The sequence below is a fragment of the Litchfieldia sinesaloumensis genome, assembly GCF_900156865.1.
GTDB classification, from domain to species: domain Bacteria; phylum Bacillota; class Bacilli; order Bacillales; family Bacillaceae_L; genus Ferdinandcohnia; species Ferdinandcohnia sinesaloumensis.
The window spans coordinates 2,459,569-2,474,974 of record NZ_LT732529.1 but is presented as its reverse complement, the minus strand read 5'-3'; the positions used below and the strand labels follow the sequence as shown (position 1 = coordinate 2,474,974).

The window sequence follows — 15,406 nt, the reverse complement described above, 5'->3', positions numbered from 1 at the left end:
TTCAATTAAATATGCGGGTGTGGCGGAATTGGCAGACGCGCTAGACTTAGGATCTAGTGTCTTTGACGTGGGGGTTCGAGTCCCTTCACCCGCATTACGCGGAAGTAGTTCAGTGGTAGAACACCACCTTGCCAAGGTGGGGGTCGCGGGTTCGAATCCCGTCTTCCGCTCCAGAAGTTATTTTATACATTGCCGGGGTGGCGGAACTGGCAGACGCACAGGACTTAAAATCCTGCGGTAGGTGACTACCGTACCGGTTCGATTCCGGTCCTCGGCACCACTTTAATAGTAATGCGCCCGTAGCTCAATTGGATAGAGCGTCTGACTACGGATCAGAAGGTTATGGGTTCGACTCCTTTCGGGCGCGCCATTACGGGAAGTAGCTCAGCTTGGTAGAGCACTTGGTTTGGGACCAAGGGGTCGCAGGTTCGAATCCTGTCTTCCCGACCATTTAGAAGTTTGGGGCCTTAGCTCAGCTGGGAGAGCGCCTGCCTTGCACGCAGGAGGTCAGCGGTTCGATCCCGCTAGGCTCCACCAATAACTTTTTAATATATTTATATCTATGGCGGTGTAGCTCAGCTGGCTAGAGCGTACGGTTCATACCCGTGAGGTCGGGGGTTCGATCCCCTCCGCCGCTACCATATTTCTTTAAAAAAAGTTCTTAGGGACCTTTAGCTCAGCTGGTTAGAGCAGACGGCTCATAACCGTCCGGTCGTAGGTTCGAGTCCTACAAGGTCCACCATTTACAACATCTTATATGTGGAGGAATACCCAAGTCCGGCTGAAGGGATCGGTCTTGAAAACCGACAGGGGTGTTAAAGCCCGCGGGGGTTCGAATCCCTCTTCCTCCGCCATATTATTTTATGGCAATAATATAACATCTTATATACTCACTATTATCGCAGGATGGAGCAACGAGCGTTGCATCATTGAAATACTGCGAGTTGTCCCGACACATAATCTCCTTTAATTAACTTTCAGAGGAAGGGACAGTCTGTTGCTAATAAAGCGCATGACAAAAACTATATATTTTTCATTATCGCGGGGTGGAGCAGTCTGGTAGCTCGTCGGGCTCATAACCCGAAGGTCGTAGGTTCAAATCCTGCCCCCGCAACCAAAAAATGTATTGACAAAGAATAAAAGTTATCGTAAAATAACATTTGTGCTTTGAAAATGGTCCCGTGGTGTAGCGGTTAACATGCCTGCCTGTCACGCAGGAGATCGCCGGTTCGATCCCGGTCGGGACCGCCATTTTAAATACTAGTGGCTCAGTAGCTCAGTCGGTAGAGCAAAGGACTGAAAATCCTTGTGTCGGCGGTTCGATTCCGTCCTGAGCCACCATATTTTATATAAACTTGATGGCGATTGTGGCGAAGTGGTTAACGCATCGGATTGTGGTTCCGACATTCGTGGGTTCGATTCCCATCAGTCGCCCCATTTAATTTTAGATGATTAGTTAACATTGTTATATTACTTTTTGCGGGTGTAGTTTAATGGTAAAACCTCAGCCTTCCAAGCTGATGTCGTGAGTTCGATTCTCATCACCCGCTCCAATATACTTTAAAATCAATGGGCCTATAGCTCAGCTGGTTAGAGCGCACGCCTGATAAGCGTGAGGTCGATGGTTCGAGTCCATTTAGGCCCACCATATATACATTATTCCGCAGTAGCTCAGTGGTAGAGCTATCGGCTGTTAACCGATCGGTCGTAGGTTCGAGTCCTACCTGCGGAGCCATTTTTGGGGAAGTACTCAAGTGGCTGAAGAGGCGCCCCTGCTAAGGGTGTAGGTCGCGTAAGCGGCGCGAGGGTTCAAATCCCTCCTTCTCCGCCATACTGATTTATATAAACATCATATTCCGGCCCGTTGGTCAAGCGGTTAAGACACCGCCCTTTCACGGCGGTAACACGGGTTCGAATCCCGTACGGGTCATCAAGCGTTATGAGAATTTCTCATGGCGCTTTTTTATTTTTATAATTAAAAAACACCTGTTTGCAGGTGTCTTTAGTCTTGGCTTATAATATCATCTTCTATTTTTTTCGCAGGATTATCTAAATCAACATCTGAGAAAATGCCAGGTGATATTCCCCGGAACATATCAAATGCTAATATTTTGTCATCTGGTGCGTCAAATAATGGAACATCTGGTTTTCTTTTAACTTTATCATCTTTGCGTTTCATGAACAGAACACCTCCCCACTTATTATCCTCCCATATCTAGAACTATTTATTCTCAATACGAGCTACATCCAACTATTGTGCTAAATGATGACCTAATAAAAGTTCACCTCCTTAATGAGAGAATTCAATGACAAATCGAAGGAACGGTATTATAATGAATTTAGAATTTTCTTAAAATAATAAGTAGGGGAGGAATATTGTGAGTTCAGAAATTGTTCTAAAAAGGCGAATTTGGCCAAAGAAGAAACGATGGAGAGTAGTTCTTCTAACAGGAATTATCATTCTCATCCTTCTTGTTGCAAGTATTTTAGTGGGCTATTTATTTTTGAAGAAAAGTTTACCTGTTATTGAAGGGAGCCTTATCGTTGATGGTATATCTGGGGAGGTTGAAGTAATTCGCGATGAAAATGGAGTTCCACATATTGTAGCGAATAATACGCATGATTTGTATTTTGCACAAGGGTATGTAACTGCACAGGATCGTTTATTTCAGATGGATTTAAGCCGCAGACAGGCTTCAGGTGAGCTCAGTGAGGTAATTGGGGCCTCATTAGTTGAGCAGGATAAATATTTTAGAACACTCGGATTACGTAGAGCCGCTGAAAGCTCGTATAATGTGTACTCGTCTGAGGCAAAGGCTGTTTTGCAATCTTATAGTGAAGGCGTAAATGCTTTTATAAAAGAAGCAAAAGAAAAGAATAAGTTACCTATAGAGTTTTCACTTGCAGGATATGAACCAACCGAATGGAGTCCAATCGATTCACTTACCATCGGTAAATATATGGCCTATGATTTAGGAGGGCATTATAAAGGGCAAGCATTTCGCTATTATATGGCGCAACATGTTTCAGAAGAAAAATTTTTCGAGTTATTCCCTACATATCCTGAAGATGGCGCAACTGTCCTTCAGGCAATGAAAGAGAAGCCTATTGATGTCTCAAAGAGTATTGCAAAAGCCCCATTTCCGAATGAGTTTAATGGGAGCAATAACTGGGTTATTAGTGGTGAGAAATCAGCTTCAGGAAAACCGATACTAGCAGATGATCCACATCTAGGATTAGCAACTCCTTCTATATGGTATGAAACTCATTTACAAAATGATGAAGTAAATGTAAGCGGTGTTATTTTTGCTGGTGTCCCAGGTATTATCTTAGGTCGTAATGAACATATTGCTTGGGGAGTAACGAATGTTGGACCTGATGTACAAGATTTGTATATTGAAAAAAGAAACCCAACTAATCAAAATCAGTTCGAGTATTTAGGTAAGTGGGAGGATGCGACAATTATTGATGAGCCGATAAGGGTAAAAGATGGAGATACTATTCCTTATCAAGTTCAAGTTACTAGACATGGTCCTATTATTTCTGAATTCACTCATGATCATAAAGAAGAAACAGCTTTAGCTTTAAGATGGACAGCACTCGACCCATCTTCTGAGCTTGAAGCAGTGTTGATGTTTAACAAGGCAAAAAGCTGGGATGAATTTAAAGAAGCACTTACCTATTTTCATACACCGGCTCAAAACTTTGTATTTGCTGATACAGACGGAACAATTGCCTACCGAGCTAATGGTTTAATTCCAATCCGAAAGAACGGAGATAGCTCTGTTCCTGTTCCTGGATGGACAGATGAATATGAATGGGAGGGATATATTCCTTGGGATGAACTACCAACTATTGTGAATCCGGAGGAGGGCTTTATTTCTACGGCAAATAACAAAATAATTACAGATGACTATCCTTATCATATTACTAACACGTGGGCACAGCCTTATCGTCAGCAACGCATTAGGGATGTTTTAACGAGCAAGGATGTTTTTACGGTAGAGGATATGCTTCAATTACAATTTGACCAGAAGAATTTACAAGCTGAGGAATTTATTCCGATATTTCAAGATGTTTTAAAGGATAAAGAAAATCAGTTACGAGAGATAGACAAAGTCGTCCTACAAGGGTTTACAGAATGGGATTATGTAGACAGAAAAGAGGATAGTGAACCACTTGTGTTTCATAAGTGGATGGAGGAATTTTCTAATTTACTCTTTGAAGGCTCTATTCCTAGTGAAATCGATAAGTTGTTTGAAGGTAAGTCACAAATTGTTGATCAAATAATCCGAGATGCTACTAAAGGTAATGAAGGTATTTGGTTAACTGAGGCCGGAGGGTTAGAAGAGGTTACAGTTCAATCCTTTAAAAGAGCTGTTGATTTTGCTGTTGAAAAACAGAGGGATGATCCTAGTAAATGGACATGGGGAGACTTTCATAAGGTCCCATTTAATCATCCATTGTCTGCAATATCACCGTTAAACTATCTATTTAATTACAGTGAGTCGGTTCCCATGGGGGGAAGTGGCATTACTGTAGCAGCTGCAAGCTTTAATAGAGATACCGGTGCAATTACTCACGGAGCCGCATGGCGGTCAGTCATCGACCTATCAAATATGAAAGAGAGCTATAATGTTGTTGGACCAGGGCAATCAGGTCATGTGCTAAGCCAATTTTACCATAATCAAATTAAGGATTGGACAACCGGAAAATTTCATGTTACGCATACCGAGAAAGAGAAGTATATGGAAAATGGTTCTACTTTAATTTTAAAACCTGGAAATTAACATGCAAGGCAGTGGAATATTCCACTGCCTCTTTGCAATTAATCCTTGGCTTCCTCTTCTGTATATGGCTCTTTTTCATATGCGGGTAGGTCACCGAACATGGTCATAATGCCTTCTTCATCGAGTGCTTCTTCATATCGTTCATGTTGGTTATTGGGATAAATGATAATTTCTTTGCCTTCGATATCTGTAGCAACAAAGTTCTCATAATCCTCAACGTAGCCAACATTATCATCAGATTCTAGGAACACCTCGTTATAACTATCAACTGGGTCCGCAAGGTCTGAAGGTGATTCAGATGTACCGTATCTTGCAACATCCTGCCATGAATCCTCTGCGTCATAGGAGACGTTTTCTTCTTCATCAACAAACTTTCCGAAAGGTGGCATTAAGACACCTTCCTCTATAGGACGATTATGTGATACTTCTTGATTAGGGCTATGCTCAACACAATATGTTGTTGTTGGAATTGCCTCTAAGCGATCAACAGGAATCTCTTTCCCACACTTTTCACACTTTCCGTATCTACCCTCTTCAATTGCTTGTAATGCATAATCAATATCCTTAAGTTGTTTTTCCGTATGTTCATTTAAGGCAATATCCTTTTCACGTTCGTATAATTCAGTACCTTGGTCACCTGGATGATTATCATATAGAGATAGCTCTCCTACAGAATCACGGTAATGACCATCTTCTAGGTCAAAGTGATCGCCCTCTTTTAATTGCTCTTCAACCTCTTTTTTTGCGTTTATCAACTGTGAACGGAAGGTTGATAATTGCTCATTTGATAACATTAAAAGCACTCCTTCCATAATGGTTTTCGTAACGAATCTTGTTATGTATTATTTACATAAACACGAAAATCATAAATGTAAAAAAGTGCTTTTAAGAAAAATAGTATAGAAAAACACGATGCAAATAACATCGTGTTTTAGAAGAAATAGTCAATAAAGATTCCAATTGATAATAAGAAGCCAAAAAACGTATTCGTTTGGGCTGTTGCTTTCATTGCAGGCATCATTTGGATTGGTTCAGTTTTACCAATAAATCCGGTCACGGCTTGTACAGCTTTTGGTACACTAACTAATACAAGAAGGCTCCAGAATGAGGCAATCCCAATAAATGCTAGAACAATAATCCATATATAAGAAATAATAAATAGACCTGCTAGGAACTTGATCGACTTGTCTTTTCCTAATAATATAGGTAGGGTTCTACGCCCATTCTTTTTATCTCCGTCTAAGTCACGAATATTGTTGGACATGTTAATGGCTCCAACAAGAATCATAATTGGTATTGAGATTAAAACACTTGTGCTTGTAATCGTGCCGGTTTGAATAAAGAATGATATTAGGATAATGATTAGTCCCATAAAGAATCCAGATGCAAGTTCACCAAGAGGTGTAGATGAAATAGGGAGTGGGCCACCTGTGTATAAATAACCTACTGCCATACAAATGGTTCCAACTAATGCCAGCCACCAGCTACTGTTCATACTAATGTATACACCTAAGAGTGTCGCAACTCCAAAAAATGCAAATGCTAAGTTTAAGATTACTTTCGGCTTTACTCCGTCTCTAACAATTGTACCACCGATCCCAACTGATTCTGCTGTATCAAGACCTCGTTTGTAATCAAAGTATTCATTTATCATATTCGTTGCGGCTTGAATTAGAAGACATGCAAGTAACATAGTTACGAATAGGGCTATGTTAATCGATGTATCTATAAGTGCGAGTACTGTACCTAAAATAACAGGAACAAATGATGCAGTTAAAGTATGAGGACGCATAAGTCTCCACCATACTTGGAAACCATTAGAAGGCTTTTTAGATAGCTTCTGATTTGTCTGAAGTTCTGTATGCATAAGACGTCTCCTCTCTTTAGCAAAGCTCAGTATATCCACATCTCAGTTTAGTGAATTGGACAAATACTGTCAATGGTTTAATGTTACAAAATAGACATAATCATTCACTGTTTCATCTAACTTCGGAATTAACATCTAGGCATGTATATAATAATAGGAAGTAAGTAGTCATCGTACGGGTTGGTATGGTAGAATCAAGTTTGTTGACAACTATTCGTGGTGAGGTTTATCGTAAGAGCAGTCTCGAATAATTATACAACAATAATAGCTTCTTAAGAATCATTGGTATAAATGGTATACTATAACTAATAACTACCTTTAAATAAAATGTAGATTTAATATATTTCGGGGGGATAAAGTTGGTAATGACACAACAAAAAGATTTGAAAAATTACATAGAAACAGGAATCATCCGCTCAAAGGATCTTTCAAAACCTGTACTAGTAAGTCAGGTAAGAAAGGTTGAGAACATAGACCCCCTATTGTTCTTTTCAGCAGGTAATAGAAAACCTTTTGAGACGAGATGTTTCTGGTCTAATCCTACAAATGATACAGTCATCGTCGGGGTGGGAAAGGCGCATTCAATTAGTAGTAACGGATCAACCGAACGGTTTGAGGCAGTCGAAAAGAAATGGAAAGAACTTAACCAACATGCAATCATTGTTGATGATTTTAATCCTTATTCTACTGGTCCTATTTTAATGGGCGGTTTTTCATTTGATCCATTAAAAGAGAGAACCGAGCTGTGGAAACACTTCGATGATGCAAAATTTATTTTGCCATCAATAATGCTAACTGTTTATAAGGGCAGTACATATCTGACAATTAATATTGTTTGTGAACCTTCAGGATCCTCTTTGGAGCCTGACTTAGGACTGTTGGATGAGTTGCTTAAAGAAAATCGATCAAATCAACGAAACTCGTTATGTAGAAAAGAAGAAGTTCAACCGAGTGAATGGATGGAATCTGTTCGTAATGCTACTAAGAAAGTACAATTCGGTGAAGTGGAGAAAGTTGTGTTAGCTAGAGAAATTAAGTTGCACTTTGATAATCCAATTGAAGCTGACGAGGTCTTAGCACGTCTTAAAGAAGAGCAACCAATGAGTTATTTGTTTGCTATTGAATATGAAAATTCATGTTTTATCGGTGCTTCGCCTGAACGGCTCATAAAGAAAAAGAATGAAGAATTCTTAAGTACTTGTTTAGCGGGCTCAATTCGCCGAGGTAAAACACCTTCTGAGGATGAGCAACTGGCGAATGAATTATTAAGTGACCGAAAAAACTTACATGAACATGATGTTGTTGTGCAAATGATTAAACATGCCATGGAAGAGTCATGTGCGAGCATTACTTCTCCAACACATCCGGGTATCTTAAAAATGAGGGATATCCAACATTTATATACACCCGTTAGAGGGGTAGCAAAAGCAGATGTTTCGTTATTGACAGTTGTCGATCGTTTACACCCAACTCCTGCACTTGGGGGACAGCCAAAGCAAACAGCCTTCGAGATTATTCGAGAGTTGGAGGTTCTTGACCGTGGTTGGTACGGTAGTCCGATTGGTTGGTTTGATACAAATGATAATGGGGAATTTGCTGTTGCTATTAGATCAGGATTAATTAAAGGTAATAAAGCTTCTTTATTTGCTGGTTGTGGAATTGTAGGAGATTCCGAACCAGAAAGTGAATATAAAGAAACGATGATAAAGTTTAAACCGATGCTATCTGCATTAGGAGGATTTGATAATGAATAATCATAATTTAACTCGCTATGTAGCATCATTTGTTGATGAATTGGTCCGAGTGGGAGTGACAGAGGCTGTGGTGAGCCCGGGTTCTCGCTCAACTCCAATGGCGATTTTGATGGCTGAGCATCCAGGGATGAATGTGACAATCAATATTGATGAACGTTCCTCCGCGTTCTATGCACTTGGTGTAGCAAAAGCAACCAAGAAACCTGTTGCAATTCTTTGTACGTCAGGAACAGCAGCAGCAAACTATTTTCCAGCAATTGTCGAGGCGTATTACTCTAGGGTCCCCTTAATTGTGCTGACTGCCGATAGACCACATGAGTTACGCGATGTGGGTGCACCTCAAGCGATTGATCAAAACCAGTTATATGGGAACCATGCAAAATGGTTTGTTGAAATGGCAATACCAGATGAGTCTGAGCAAATGCTATCCTATGTACGGACAATGGCTGGAAGAGCGGCAGGTACAGCTCTCACCGCACCTTCTGGGCCTGTTCATCTTAATTTTCCTTTCCGAGAACCGCTTGTTCCGAATCTAGAACTTGAAAACCTCTGGGGAACTACTGAAAAACAGGGAAGAAACGTGAATGTTCTAGTTGGTAAACCGGTAATGAATGAACTCCAAGCTAACTTGCTAAGTGAAATAATAAGTGGAAAAAAGAATGGAATTATAGTTTGTGGCTCACATTACGATTCAGAGTTTGGTTATGAAGTAACTAGTCTAGCTGAGACACTAAAGTTTCCAATTCTAGCCGACCCACTATCACAACTACGTAGTGGTGAACACCCAATGACATACATAATTGATGGGTACGATGCTTTTTTAAGGAATGAAGAGTTTCGACACGGTTTTTCTCCTGAAATTATTATTCGTTTTGGTGCTATGCCTGTATCGAAAGCACTTCTACAGTACATCCAAAGCCATAAAGATACGCCACAGCTGATTGTAGATGGAGATGGTGGTTGGCGAGACCCAACTTTATCGGCGACCGATATGGTTTATTGTGATGAGAAAGAGTTTTGTCAGATGCTAACTAGGCGGATCGAAAAGCGTACTGAATCTAGTTGGGCAAACTCTTGGATTAGAATAAATGATATAGTAAAAGGTCATGTAAATGTCGTACATAATGAGGAAATGCTATTTGAGGGGAAGGTTTTTACTGAACTTCAAAAAATTCTTCCAGCTGAATCAACATTATTTGTTGGAAATAGTATGCCTATTCGAGACCTAGATACCTTTTTTACAAACAACGAAAAGTCAATTCGTGTACTAGCAAACCGAGGTGCGAATGGTATCGATGGACTCGTTTCAACGGCTATGGGAATTAGTGCTCAGAATGAACACACGGTCTTAGTCATTGGTGACCTTTCGTTTTATCATGATTTAAATGGTTTATTAGCTGCGAAGCATCATCAACTAAATATTACAATTGTCCTAATTAATAATGATGGTGGTGGAATCTTTTCTTTCTTACCACAGTCCAAAGAAGAGAAGCATTTTGAAACACTATTTGGTACTCCAATAGGTCTTGATTATGAGTACGTAGTTAAAATGTATGGTGGACATTTTACTAGCGTGGATAATTGGACAGAATTCCGTGAGGCGATCTCTACTTCGTTTAATGGAAAAGGGCTACATGTTGTGGAAGTAAAAACGGATCGCAAAGAAAATGTCAACATTCATCGAAAAATGTGGAATAATGTTTCCCAGGAAATAAAAAGTACACTTATGAAGGAACAATAATTATGTTCATTTCAACAAATGGGATTACTTATTATGTTGAAGTGGTGGGTGAAGGTAGACCGATTGTATTTCTTCATGGTTTTACGGGCAATTCGGCATCATGGCATCAGCCAACGAAGATGATTAAAAATGAGTTTCAGTGTGTTTTTATAGATTTAATCGGACATGGCAAAACTGACAGTCCGGCCGACACTTCTAGATATCAAATCGAAAAGGTCGCTAAGGATATTATTCATATACTTAATGTATTAAATATCTCACAAACACATTTAGTTGGATATTCCATGGGGGGAAGGGTTGCGTTGGCAACCTCAATCCTCTATCCTAGCCGAATTAGCAGTCTTATTTTAGAAAGCAGTTCCCCGGGTCTTAGAACTGATGAAGAGAGAAGAAATCGAAGACACTCTGATGAATTGCTAGCAAGACGTATTGAACAAGATGGAATCGAAGCTTTTATTAATTACTGGGAGAGCATCCCGTTATTCGCATCACAGAAAAAACTAGCAATAGAGAAACAACTTCTAGTTCGCAAACAACGGCTTGGAAATAACCCTGTTGGTTTAGCGAATAGCTTGAGGGGGATGGGTACTGGTGTTCAACCCTCCTATTGGGAAAGGCTTTGTGAGCTGAATTTTCCTCTGCTATTACTTTGTGGTAAGCTTGACCAGAAGTTCTGTAGAATTGCAAAAGAGATGTGTACAAACCTTCCGAATGCAAAGATGGAGAAAATAATCAATGCAGGACATGCAATTCATGTGGAACAACCACAATTTTTTGGTAAAATAATAAATGAGTTTGTTTCTGATCATAATACTCAATGATCAAATTTACATACAAACATATACATAAAAGGAGGACAAGCTAATGGCTGCAGTAGAATGGATAGCAGAACGTAAGTATGATGAAATACTATATGAAACTTACAATGGAATTGCAAAGATTACGATTAATCGACCACATGTAAGAAATGCCTTTACTCCAAAAACAGTAGCAGAAATGATTGATGCTTTTGCATATGCGAGAGATGATTCAAACATTGGGGTTATTGTTCTAGCTGGTGCAGGAGACGAAGCTTTCTGTTCTGGCGGAGACCAAAAGGTTCGAGGACATGGAGGGTATGTTGGTGATGATCAAATCCCACGCCTAAATGTTCTAGATTTACAACGCTTAATTCGCGTTATTCCAAAGCCTGTTGTTGCAATGGTTTCTGGTTACGCAATTGGTGGAGGGCATGTGTTGCATGTTGTTTGTGACTTAACAATTGCTGCTGATAACGCTATTTTTGGACAAACTGGTCCAAAGGTTGGAAGCTTCGATGCAGGTTACGGTTCAGGATATCTTGCACGTATTATTGGTCATAAAAAGGCTCGTGAAATCTGGTTCTTATGTCGTCAATATAATGCACAAGAAGCATTGGACATGGGCTTAGTTAACACTGTTGTTCCTTTAGAGAAACTTGAAGAAGAAACAATCAAGTGGTGCGAGGAAATGCTTGAGAAGAGTCCAACAGCACTTCGTTTCTTGAAAGCAGCAATGAATGCTGATACAGATGGACTAGCAGGTCTTCAACAAATGGCTGGAGATGCTACACTTCTTTATTACACAACTGATGAAGCGAAGGAAGGGCGAGACGCATTTAAAGAAAAGCGTAAGCCAGACTTTAAGCAATTCCCTCGTTTTCCATAATACGTTATTACAGCTTGATGTAGCCCATCAAGCTGTTTTGCATAAAGGGGATTAATAAAATGAGTTCAACAGAAATACCTAATTGGTTAAAGCAGCGTGCTTTTTTAACACCTAATCGTACCGCCATTAAAACTGTAAATGATGAGGTTTCCTTTTTAACCTTACATAAGAATGTTGTCAAAAAAGCAAAACGATTATCTTTTGCTGGAGTTAAACAGAATGACGTTGTCGCAATTCTCATGAAGAACAGTGTGGAGATGGTTGAAGTCATCCATGCTCTGAAATATATAGGTGCAGTTACAGTTCTTTTAAATATAAAGCTAACAAGCAGTGAATTAGAGTTTCAGCTAAATGACTCAGGAGCAAAATTGCTACTAACAGAAGAAGTATTAGTAGAAAAGATAAATCAGTTTAGTGGAAAAAAGATTATGATCACAGAGTTACAGGATCTACTAGAGGAAGAATGTGAAATTCTAGAGTACTTCTCATTGAATCAGACAGATACAATCATGTATACGTCTGGCACGACCGGTAAACCAAAAGGAGTTATCCATACATATGGGAACCATTGGTGGAGTGCAATCGGATCTAGTTTGAACTTAGGTTTACACCAAGATGATTGTTGGTTAGTAGCTGTTCCTATGTTTCATATTAGTGGACTATCTATTTTGTATCGAAGTGTAATTTATGGGATTCCAGCCGTTATCCATGAGGGATTTGATCCGAAAAAGGCTAATGATGCCATTATGAACCAGGGTGTAACCATCATGTCTTTAGTAAGTGTCATGCTGGCACGAATGTTAGATACATTGGGTAGTGACCATTATCCCAGTGGCTTTAGAGGGATGCTACTTGGTGGAGGCCCGGCACCTAAGCCGTTATTAGAAGATTGCCTTGCACGTCAAATACCTGTCTTTCAAACGTACGGAATGACTGAAACGGCTTCACAGGTTGTTACCTTGGCACCTGAATATAGCATACCTAAGCTTGGATCAGCGGGAAAGCCACTTTTTCCAGCACAAATCAAAATTGAAAAGGAAGGTAAGATTGCTAATCCACTTGAAGTAGGAGAAATAGTAGTAAAAGCACCGAATGTTACGAAAGGGTATTTGAATCGGCCCGATGCTACAAATTCCACGATTGTAGATGGTTGGTTATATACTGGTGACATTGGGTATTTAGATGAGGAAGGATTTCTCTATGTATTGGATCGTCGTTCTGATTTGATTATTTCTGGGGGAGAAAATATTTATCCTGCTGAAATTGAAGCCGTATTAGTCGCACATCCCAACATAGTTGAAGCGGGTGTTGCAGGAATTGAAGATGAAAAATGGGGGCAGGTCCCTGCTGCTTTTGTCGTGTTACAGGAAGGTAGTAGGCTAACATCGGATGAAATCAATGCCTTTTGCTATGAACACCTTGCACGTTACAAGGTACCAAAGTCTGTTCACTTTGTTGAAAGCTTGCCTAGAAATGCTTCCAATAAACTCATGAGACGAAAATTAATTGAGTTATTAAAGGATGGAGAATGATGAGTAAGGTAAAGAAGGTTACCCTTCATCTGATTGAACAAAATTTGCTTTCACCCTTCGTATCTAGTATGGGGAAGGTCGATAAAAGAGAAAGTATACTTGTTGAAGTGGAGGATATGGATGGTGTAGTAGGTTGGGGAGAGGTTGTCGCCTTTTCTTCTCCATGGTACACGGAAGAGACAATTAAGACATGTTGGCATATGCTTCAAGACTTTTTAGTTCCACAGATAGTAAATGAAGAGTTTGAACATCCACAGCAATTGCAAAATTGCTTTCAAACCATCAAACGTAATAATATGGCTAAAGCAAGTATTGATATGGCAATTTGGGATCTATTTTCGAAAAGACAAGGAATCTCTCTCTCGAAAGCCATAGGAGGTACAAGAGATTATATTGATTCAGGTGTAGTTGTAAGTATTGATTCAATTGAGAATGTCTTACGTAAAATGGAAGAGCATGTAAAGGCAGGTTATAAACGAATTAAAATAAAAATAAAGCCTGGCCAAGATTATGAGCTTCTAAAACAAATAAGACAACAATTTCCTAACGTACCATTAATGGTGGATGCAAATTCTGCTTATACATTAGAGGATATTGATAAGCTAAAAGCACTGGATGAGTTCAATTTATTAATGATTGAACAGCCTTTGGCAGATGATGATATTTTTGATCATGCTAAGTTGCAAAGAAAACTCTCAACACCGGTGTGTCTAGATGAAAGTATAGCTTCCGTAGAAGATGCCCGAAAGGCAATCGAAATGGGGAGTTGTCAGGTTTTAAATATTAAAATTGGTCGAGTAGGTGGTATTACTGAGGCCATAAAAATCCATGATATTTGTCAGTTTCATCATATTCCGGTTTGGTGTGGAGGGATGCTTGAAACTGGTATATCTAGAGCACATAATATCGCTTTGGCAAGCCTCCCAAACTTTACGATTCCTGGAGATATTTCAGCATCATCAAGATACTGGAAAAGGGATGTCATTGTTCCAGAGGTTTATGTTGAAAATGGACGCATTGCTGTACCGGAAGAACAAGGAATTGGTTATAACGTTGACCGTGGATGGATTCAACACTTAACTAAGCAGCAAAAAGTAATACAAGCATAACCAGCAATGCGCTATTTTATTTTTTTACATAAAGAGCAATAAACTTAATGCCATTACAGCCATACCTGCAATTAAGCCGTATATGGATAAATGTCCAGTATCATATCTTCTTGAAGCGGGAAGCAATTCGTCAAGAGAGATAAATACCATAATACCGGCTACTGCAGCAAAGATAATTCCAAACATAACATCGTTAAGAAATGGCATTAAAATTAAGAAGGCTACAATGGCTCCAACAGGTTCCGCTAAGCCAGATAAAAATGAGAGCTTAAATGCTCTTTTTCTACTTCCTGTTGCAAAATAGACAGGTACAGCAACTGCTATTCCTTCAGGTATATTATGAATGGCTACAGCGATTGCAATCGCGATTCCAAGTCCGGGGTCTTGAAGCGCAGAGGTAAAGGTGGCAATTCCTTCTGGGAAATTATGAATGCCAATCGCAAGTGCTGTAAATGTTCCCATCTTTAATAATTTTGCCTCTTCCGCTTGAGACTTGGAAAGATTCATATCCTCGACTTTTTTTACCTCATGGGGGTTGCTGTTTTCTGGTACAAATTTATCTATTATCGCAATTAATAGCATTCCTCCGAAAAAGCCCGCAACTGTTGTCCAATTTCCCAATTGTTCACCCATCTCTGAGACAAGAGCCTCTTTTGCTTTGACGAAGATTTCAATCATTGATACATATATCATTACACCCGCAGAGAAACCGAGTGTCCAAGATAGGAATTTTGTATTGGTTCTGGATGTAAACAGGGCAAATAAACTACCAATACCTGTTGCAAGACCAGCAAATAATGTTAACCCAAAAGCGAGTAATACATTTTCATACATCGCTTATTCTCCTCTCAAGCAAAATTTTAGTAAGGGTTCGCTTTTTGTCTATATGAATAAATGTTTCCTTTGCGCAACTTTTAAGAGTATCAT

11 protein-coding genes and 18 tRNA genes are annotated in these 15,406 nt (G+C 39.6%); 25 read left to right on the top strand and 4 right to left on the bottom strand.

All coding sequences use genetic code 11. The features are described 5' to 3' along the window. Window positions 1-13 precede the first annotated feature (13 nt). The 18 genes from CZ490_RS12365 (at window position 14) to CZ490_RS12280 (ending at window position 1,930) form a co-directional block, all read left to right on the top strand. Window positions 14-94, top strand: a tRNA-Leu gene (locus CZ490_RS12365). Window positions 95-98: 4 nt separating this feature from the next. Then, window positions 99-173, top strand: a tRNA-Gly gene (locus CZ490_RS12360). Between the two features lie 18 nt (window positions 174-191). After that, a tRNA-Leu gene (locus tag CZ490_RS12355) sits at window positions 192-280 on the top strand. Window positions 281-293: 13 nt separating this feature from the next. Further along, window positions 294-370, top strand: a tRNA-Arg gene (locus tag CZ490_RS12350). A gap of 3 nt (window positions 371-373) precedes the next feature. After that, window positions 374-450, top strand: a tRNA-Pro gene (locus CZ490_RS12345). A gap of 11 nt (window positions 451-461) precedes the next feature. Then, window positions 462-537 (top strand) — tRNA-Ala (locus CZ490_RS12340). Between the two features lie 27 nt (window positions 538-564). Next, window positions 565-641: transfer RNA gene (locus CZ490_RS12335), tRNA-Met, on the top strand. Between the two features lie 24 nt (window positions 642-665). Beyond that, a tRNA-Ile gene (locus tag CZ490_RS12330) sits at window positions 666-742 on the top strand. A gap of 19 nt (window positions 743-761) precedes the next feature. Further along, window positions 762-854 (top strand) — tRNA-Ser (locus CZ490_RS12325). A gap of 186 nt (window positions 855-1,040) precedes the next feature. Then, a tRNA-Met gene (locus tag CZ490_RS12320) sits at window positions 1,041-1,117 on the top strand. A gap of 58 nt (window positions 1,118-1,175) precedes the next feature. Then, a tRNA-Asp gene (locus tag CZ490_RS12315) sits at window positions 1,176-1,251 on the top strand. Between the two features lie 14 nt (window positions 1,252-1,265). Further along, window positions 1,266-1,341, top strand: a tRNA-Phe gene (locus CZ490_RS12310). A gap of 20 nt (window positions 1,342-1,361) precedes the next feature. Beyond that, window positions 1,362-1,437 (top strand) — tRNA-His (locus tag CZ490_RS12305). A 42-nt stretch (window positions 1,438-1,479) separates the two neighbouring features. Beyond that, a tRNA-Gly gene (locus CZ490_RS12300) sits at window positions 1,480-1,553 on the top strand. Window positions 1,554-1,571: 18 nt separating this feature from the next. Further along, window positions 1,572-1,648, top strand: a tRNA-Ile gene (locus tag CZ490_RS12295). A 12-nt stretch (window positions 1,649-1,660) separates the two neighbouring features. After that, a tRNA-Asn gene (locus tag CZ490_RS12290) sits at window positions 1,661-1,735 on the top strand. A gap of 5 nt (window positions 1,736-1,740) precedes the next feature. Further along, a tRNA-Ser gene (locus CZ490_RS12285) sits at window positions 1,741-1,831 on the top strand. Between the two features lie 27 nt (window positions 1,832-1,858). Further along, window positions 1,859-1,930: transfer RNA gene (locus CZ490_RS12280), tRNA-Glu, on the top strand. A 72-nt stretch (window positions 1,931-2,002) separates the two neighbouring features. Here CZ490_RS12280 and CZ490_RS22505 read toward each other — a convergent pair. Next, complete coding sequence (locus CZ490_RS22505; RefSeq protein WP_200801575.1) at window positions 2,003-2,179, bottom strand: hypothetical protein; 177 nt, start codon at window positions 2,177-2,179, stop codon at window positions 2,003-2,005. Between the two features lie 199 nt (window positions 2,180-2,378). Between CZ490_RS22505 and CZ490_RS12275 the strand changes: the two genes are divergently transcribed. Further along, entirely contained in the window at window positions 2,379-4,790 is a 2,412-nt protein-coding gene (locus CZ490_RS12275; RefSeq protein ID WP_077619176.1) for a penicillin acylase family protein, read from the top strand. 38 nt (window positions 4,791-4,828) lie between these two features. Here CZ490_RS12275 and CZ490_RS12270 read toward each other — a convergent pair whose 3' ends face one another. Both CZ490_RS12270 and CZ490_RS12265 read right to left on the bottom strand, forming a co-directional pair. Next, window positions 4,829-5,584, bottom strand: coding sequence for a TraR/DksA C4-type zinc finger protein (locus CZ490_RS12270; protein WP_077619175.1), 756 nt, complete (start codon window positions 5,582-5,584; stop codon window positions 4,829-4,831). A gap of 137 nt (window positions 5,585-5,721) precedes the next feature. Then, window positions 5,722-6,657 carry a 1,4-dihydroxy-2-naphthoate polyprenyltransferase gene (locus tag CZ490_RS12265; protein ID WP_077619174.1) on the bottom strand — a complete coding sequence of 312 codons (936 nt, stop codon included), beginning with the start codon at window positions 6,655-6,657 and terminating at the stop codon, window positions 5,722-5,724. Window positions 6,658-7,022: 365 nt separating this feature from the next. Between CZ490_RS12265 and CZ490_RS12260 the strand changes: the two genes are divergently transcribed. The 6 genes from CZ490_RS12260 to menC are packed head-to-tail and all read left to right on the top strand — an operon-like array spanning window position 7,023 to window position 14,479. Continuing rightward, window positions 7,023-8,411 (top strand): isochorismate synthase, encoded by a 1,389-nt coding sequence (locus CZ490_RS12260; protein ID WP_142255377.1) that lies wholly within the window; start codon window positions 7,023-7,025, stop codon window positions 8,409-8,411. Beyond that, window positions 8,404-10,152 (top strand): 2-succinyl-5-enolpyruvyl-6-hydroxy-3-cyclohexene-1-carboxylic-acid synthase, encoded by a 1,749-nt coding sequence (gene menD / locus CZ490_RS12255; RefSeq protein WP_077619172.1) that lies wholly within the window; start codon window positions 8,404-8,406, stop codon window positions 10,150-10,152. The genes CZ490_RS12260 and menD overlap by 8 nt, the downstream gene beginning before the upstream one ends. 2 nt (window positions 10,153-10,154) lie before the next feature. Next, on the top strand, window positions 10,155-10,973 hold the full coding sequence (gene menH / locus CZ490_RS12250) for a 2-succinyl-6-hydroxy-2,4-cyclohexadiene-1-carboxylate synthase (protein ID WP_077619171.1): 819 nt from the start codon (window positions 10,155-10,157) through the stop codon (window positions 10,971-10,973). Window positions 10,974-11,016: 43 nt separating this feature from the next. Beyond that, window positions 11,017-11,838 carry a 1,4-dihydroxy-2-naphthoyl-CoA synthase gene (gene menB / locus CZ490_RS12245; protein WP_077619170.1) on the top strand — a complete coding sequence of 274 codons (822 nt, stop codon included), beginning with the start codon at window positions 11,017-11,019 and terminating at the stop codon, window positions 11,836-11,838. Between the two features lie 59 nt (window positions 11,839-11,897). After that, on the top strand, window positions 11,898-13,370 hold the full coding sequence (locus CZ490_RS12240; RefSeq protein WP_077619169.1) for an o-succinylbenzoate--CoA ligase: 1,473 nt from the start codon (window positions 11,898-11,900) through the stop codon (window positions 13,368-13,370). Then, on the top strand, window positions 13,370-14,479 hold the full coding sequence (gene menC / locus CZ490_RS12235; protein WP_077619168.1) for an o-succinylbenzoate synthase: 1,110 nt from the start codon (window positions 13,370-13,372) through the stop codon (window positions 14,477-14,479). The genes CZ490_RS12240 and menC overlap by 1 nt, the downstream gene beginning before the upstream one ends. Before the next feature lie 24 nt (window positions 14,480-14,503). Here menC and zupT read toward each other — a convergent pair whose 3' ends face one another. Continuing rightward, window positions 14,504-15,313 (bottom strand): zinc transporter ZupT, encoded by an 810-nt coding sequence (gene zupT, locus CZ490_RS12230; RefSeq protein WP_077619167.1) that lies wholly within the window; start codon window positions 15,311-15,313, stop codon window positions 14,504-14,506. Window positions 15,314-15,406: the final 93 nt, after the last annotated feature.

Excerpts from the sequence above, each read along its gene's own strand:
- CZ490_RS22505 (WP_200801575.1), bottom strand. The coding sequence starts at position 2,179 with ATGAAACGCAAAGATGATAAAGTTAAAAGAAAACCAGATGTTCCATTA.
- CZ490_RS12270 (WP_077619175.1), bottom strand. The coding sequence starts at position 5,584 with ATGTTATCAAATGAGCAATTATCAACCTTCCGTTCACAGTTGATAAAC.
- CZ490_RS12265 (WP_077619174.1), bottom strand. The coding sequence starts at position 6,657 with ATGCATACAGAACTTCAGACAAATCAGAAGCTATCTAAAAAGCCTTCT.
- CZ490_RS12260 (WP_142255377.1), top strand. The coding sequence starts at position 7,023 with ATGACACAACAAAAAGATTTGAAAAATTACATAGAAACAGGAATCATC.
- menD (WP_077619172.1), top strand. The coding sequence starts at position 8,404 with ATGAATAATCATAATTTAACTCGCTATGTAGCATCATTTGTTGATGAA.
- menH (WP_077619171.1), top strand. The coding sequence starts at position 10,155 with ATGTTCATTTCAACAAATGGGATTACTTATTATGTTGAAGTGGTGGGT.
- menB (WP_077619170.1), top strand. The coding sequence starts at position 11,017 with ATGGCTGCAGTAGAATGGATAGCAGAACGTAAGTATGATGAAATACTA.
- CZ490_RS12240 (WP_077619169.1), top strand. The coding sequence starts at position 11,898 with ATGAGTTCAACAGAAATACCTAATTGGTTAAAGCAGCGTGCTTTTTTA.
- menC (WP_077619168.1), top strand. The coding sequence starts at position 13,370 with ATGAGTAAGGTAAAGAAGGTTACCCTTCATCTGATTGAACAAAATTTG.
- zupT (WP_077619167.1), bottom strand. The coding sequence starts at position 15,313 with ATGTATGAAAATGTATTACTCGCTTTTGGGTTAACATTATTTGCTGGT.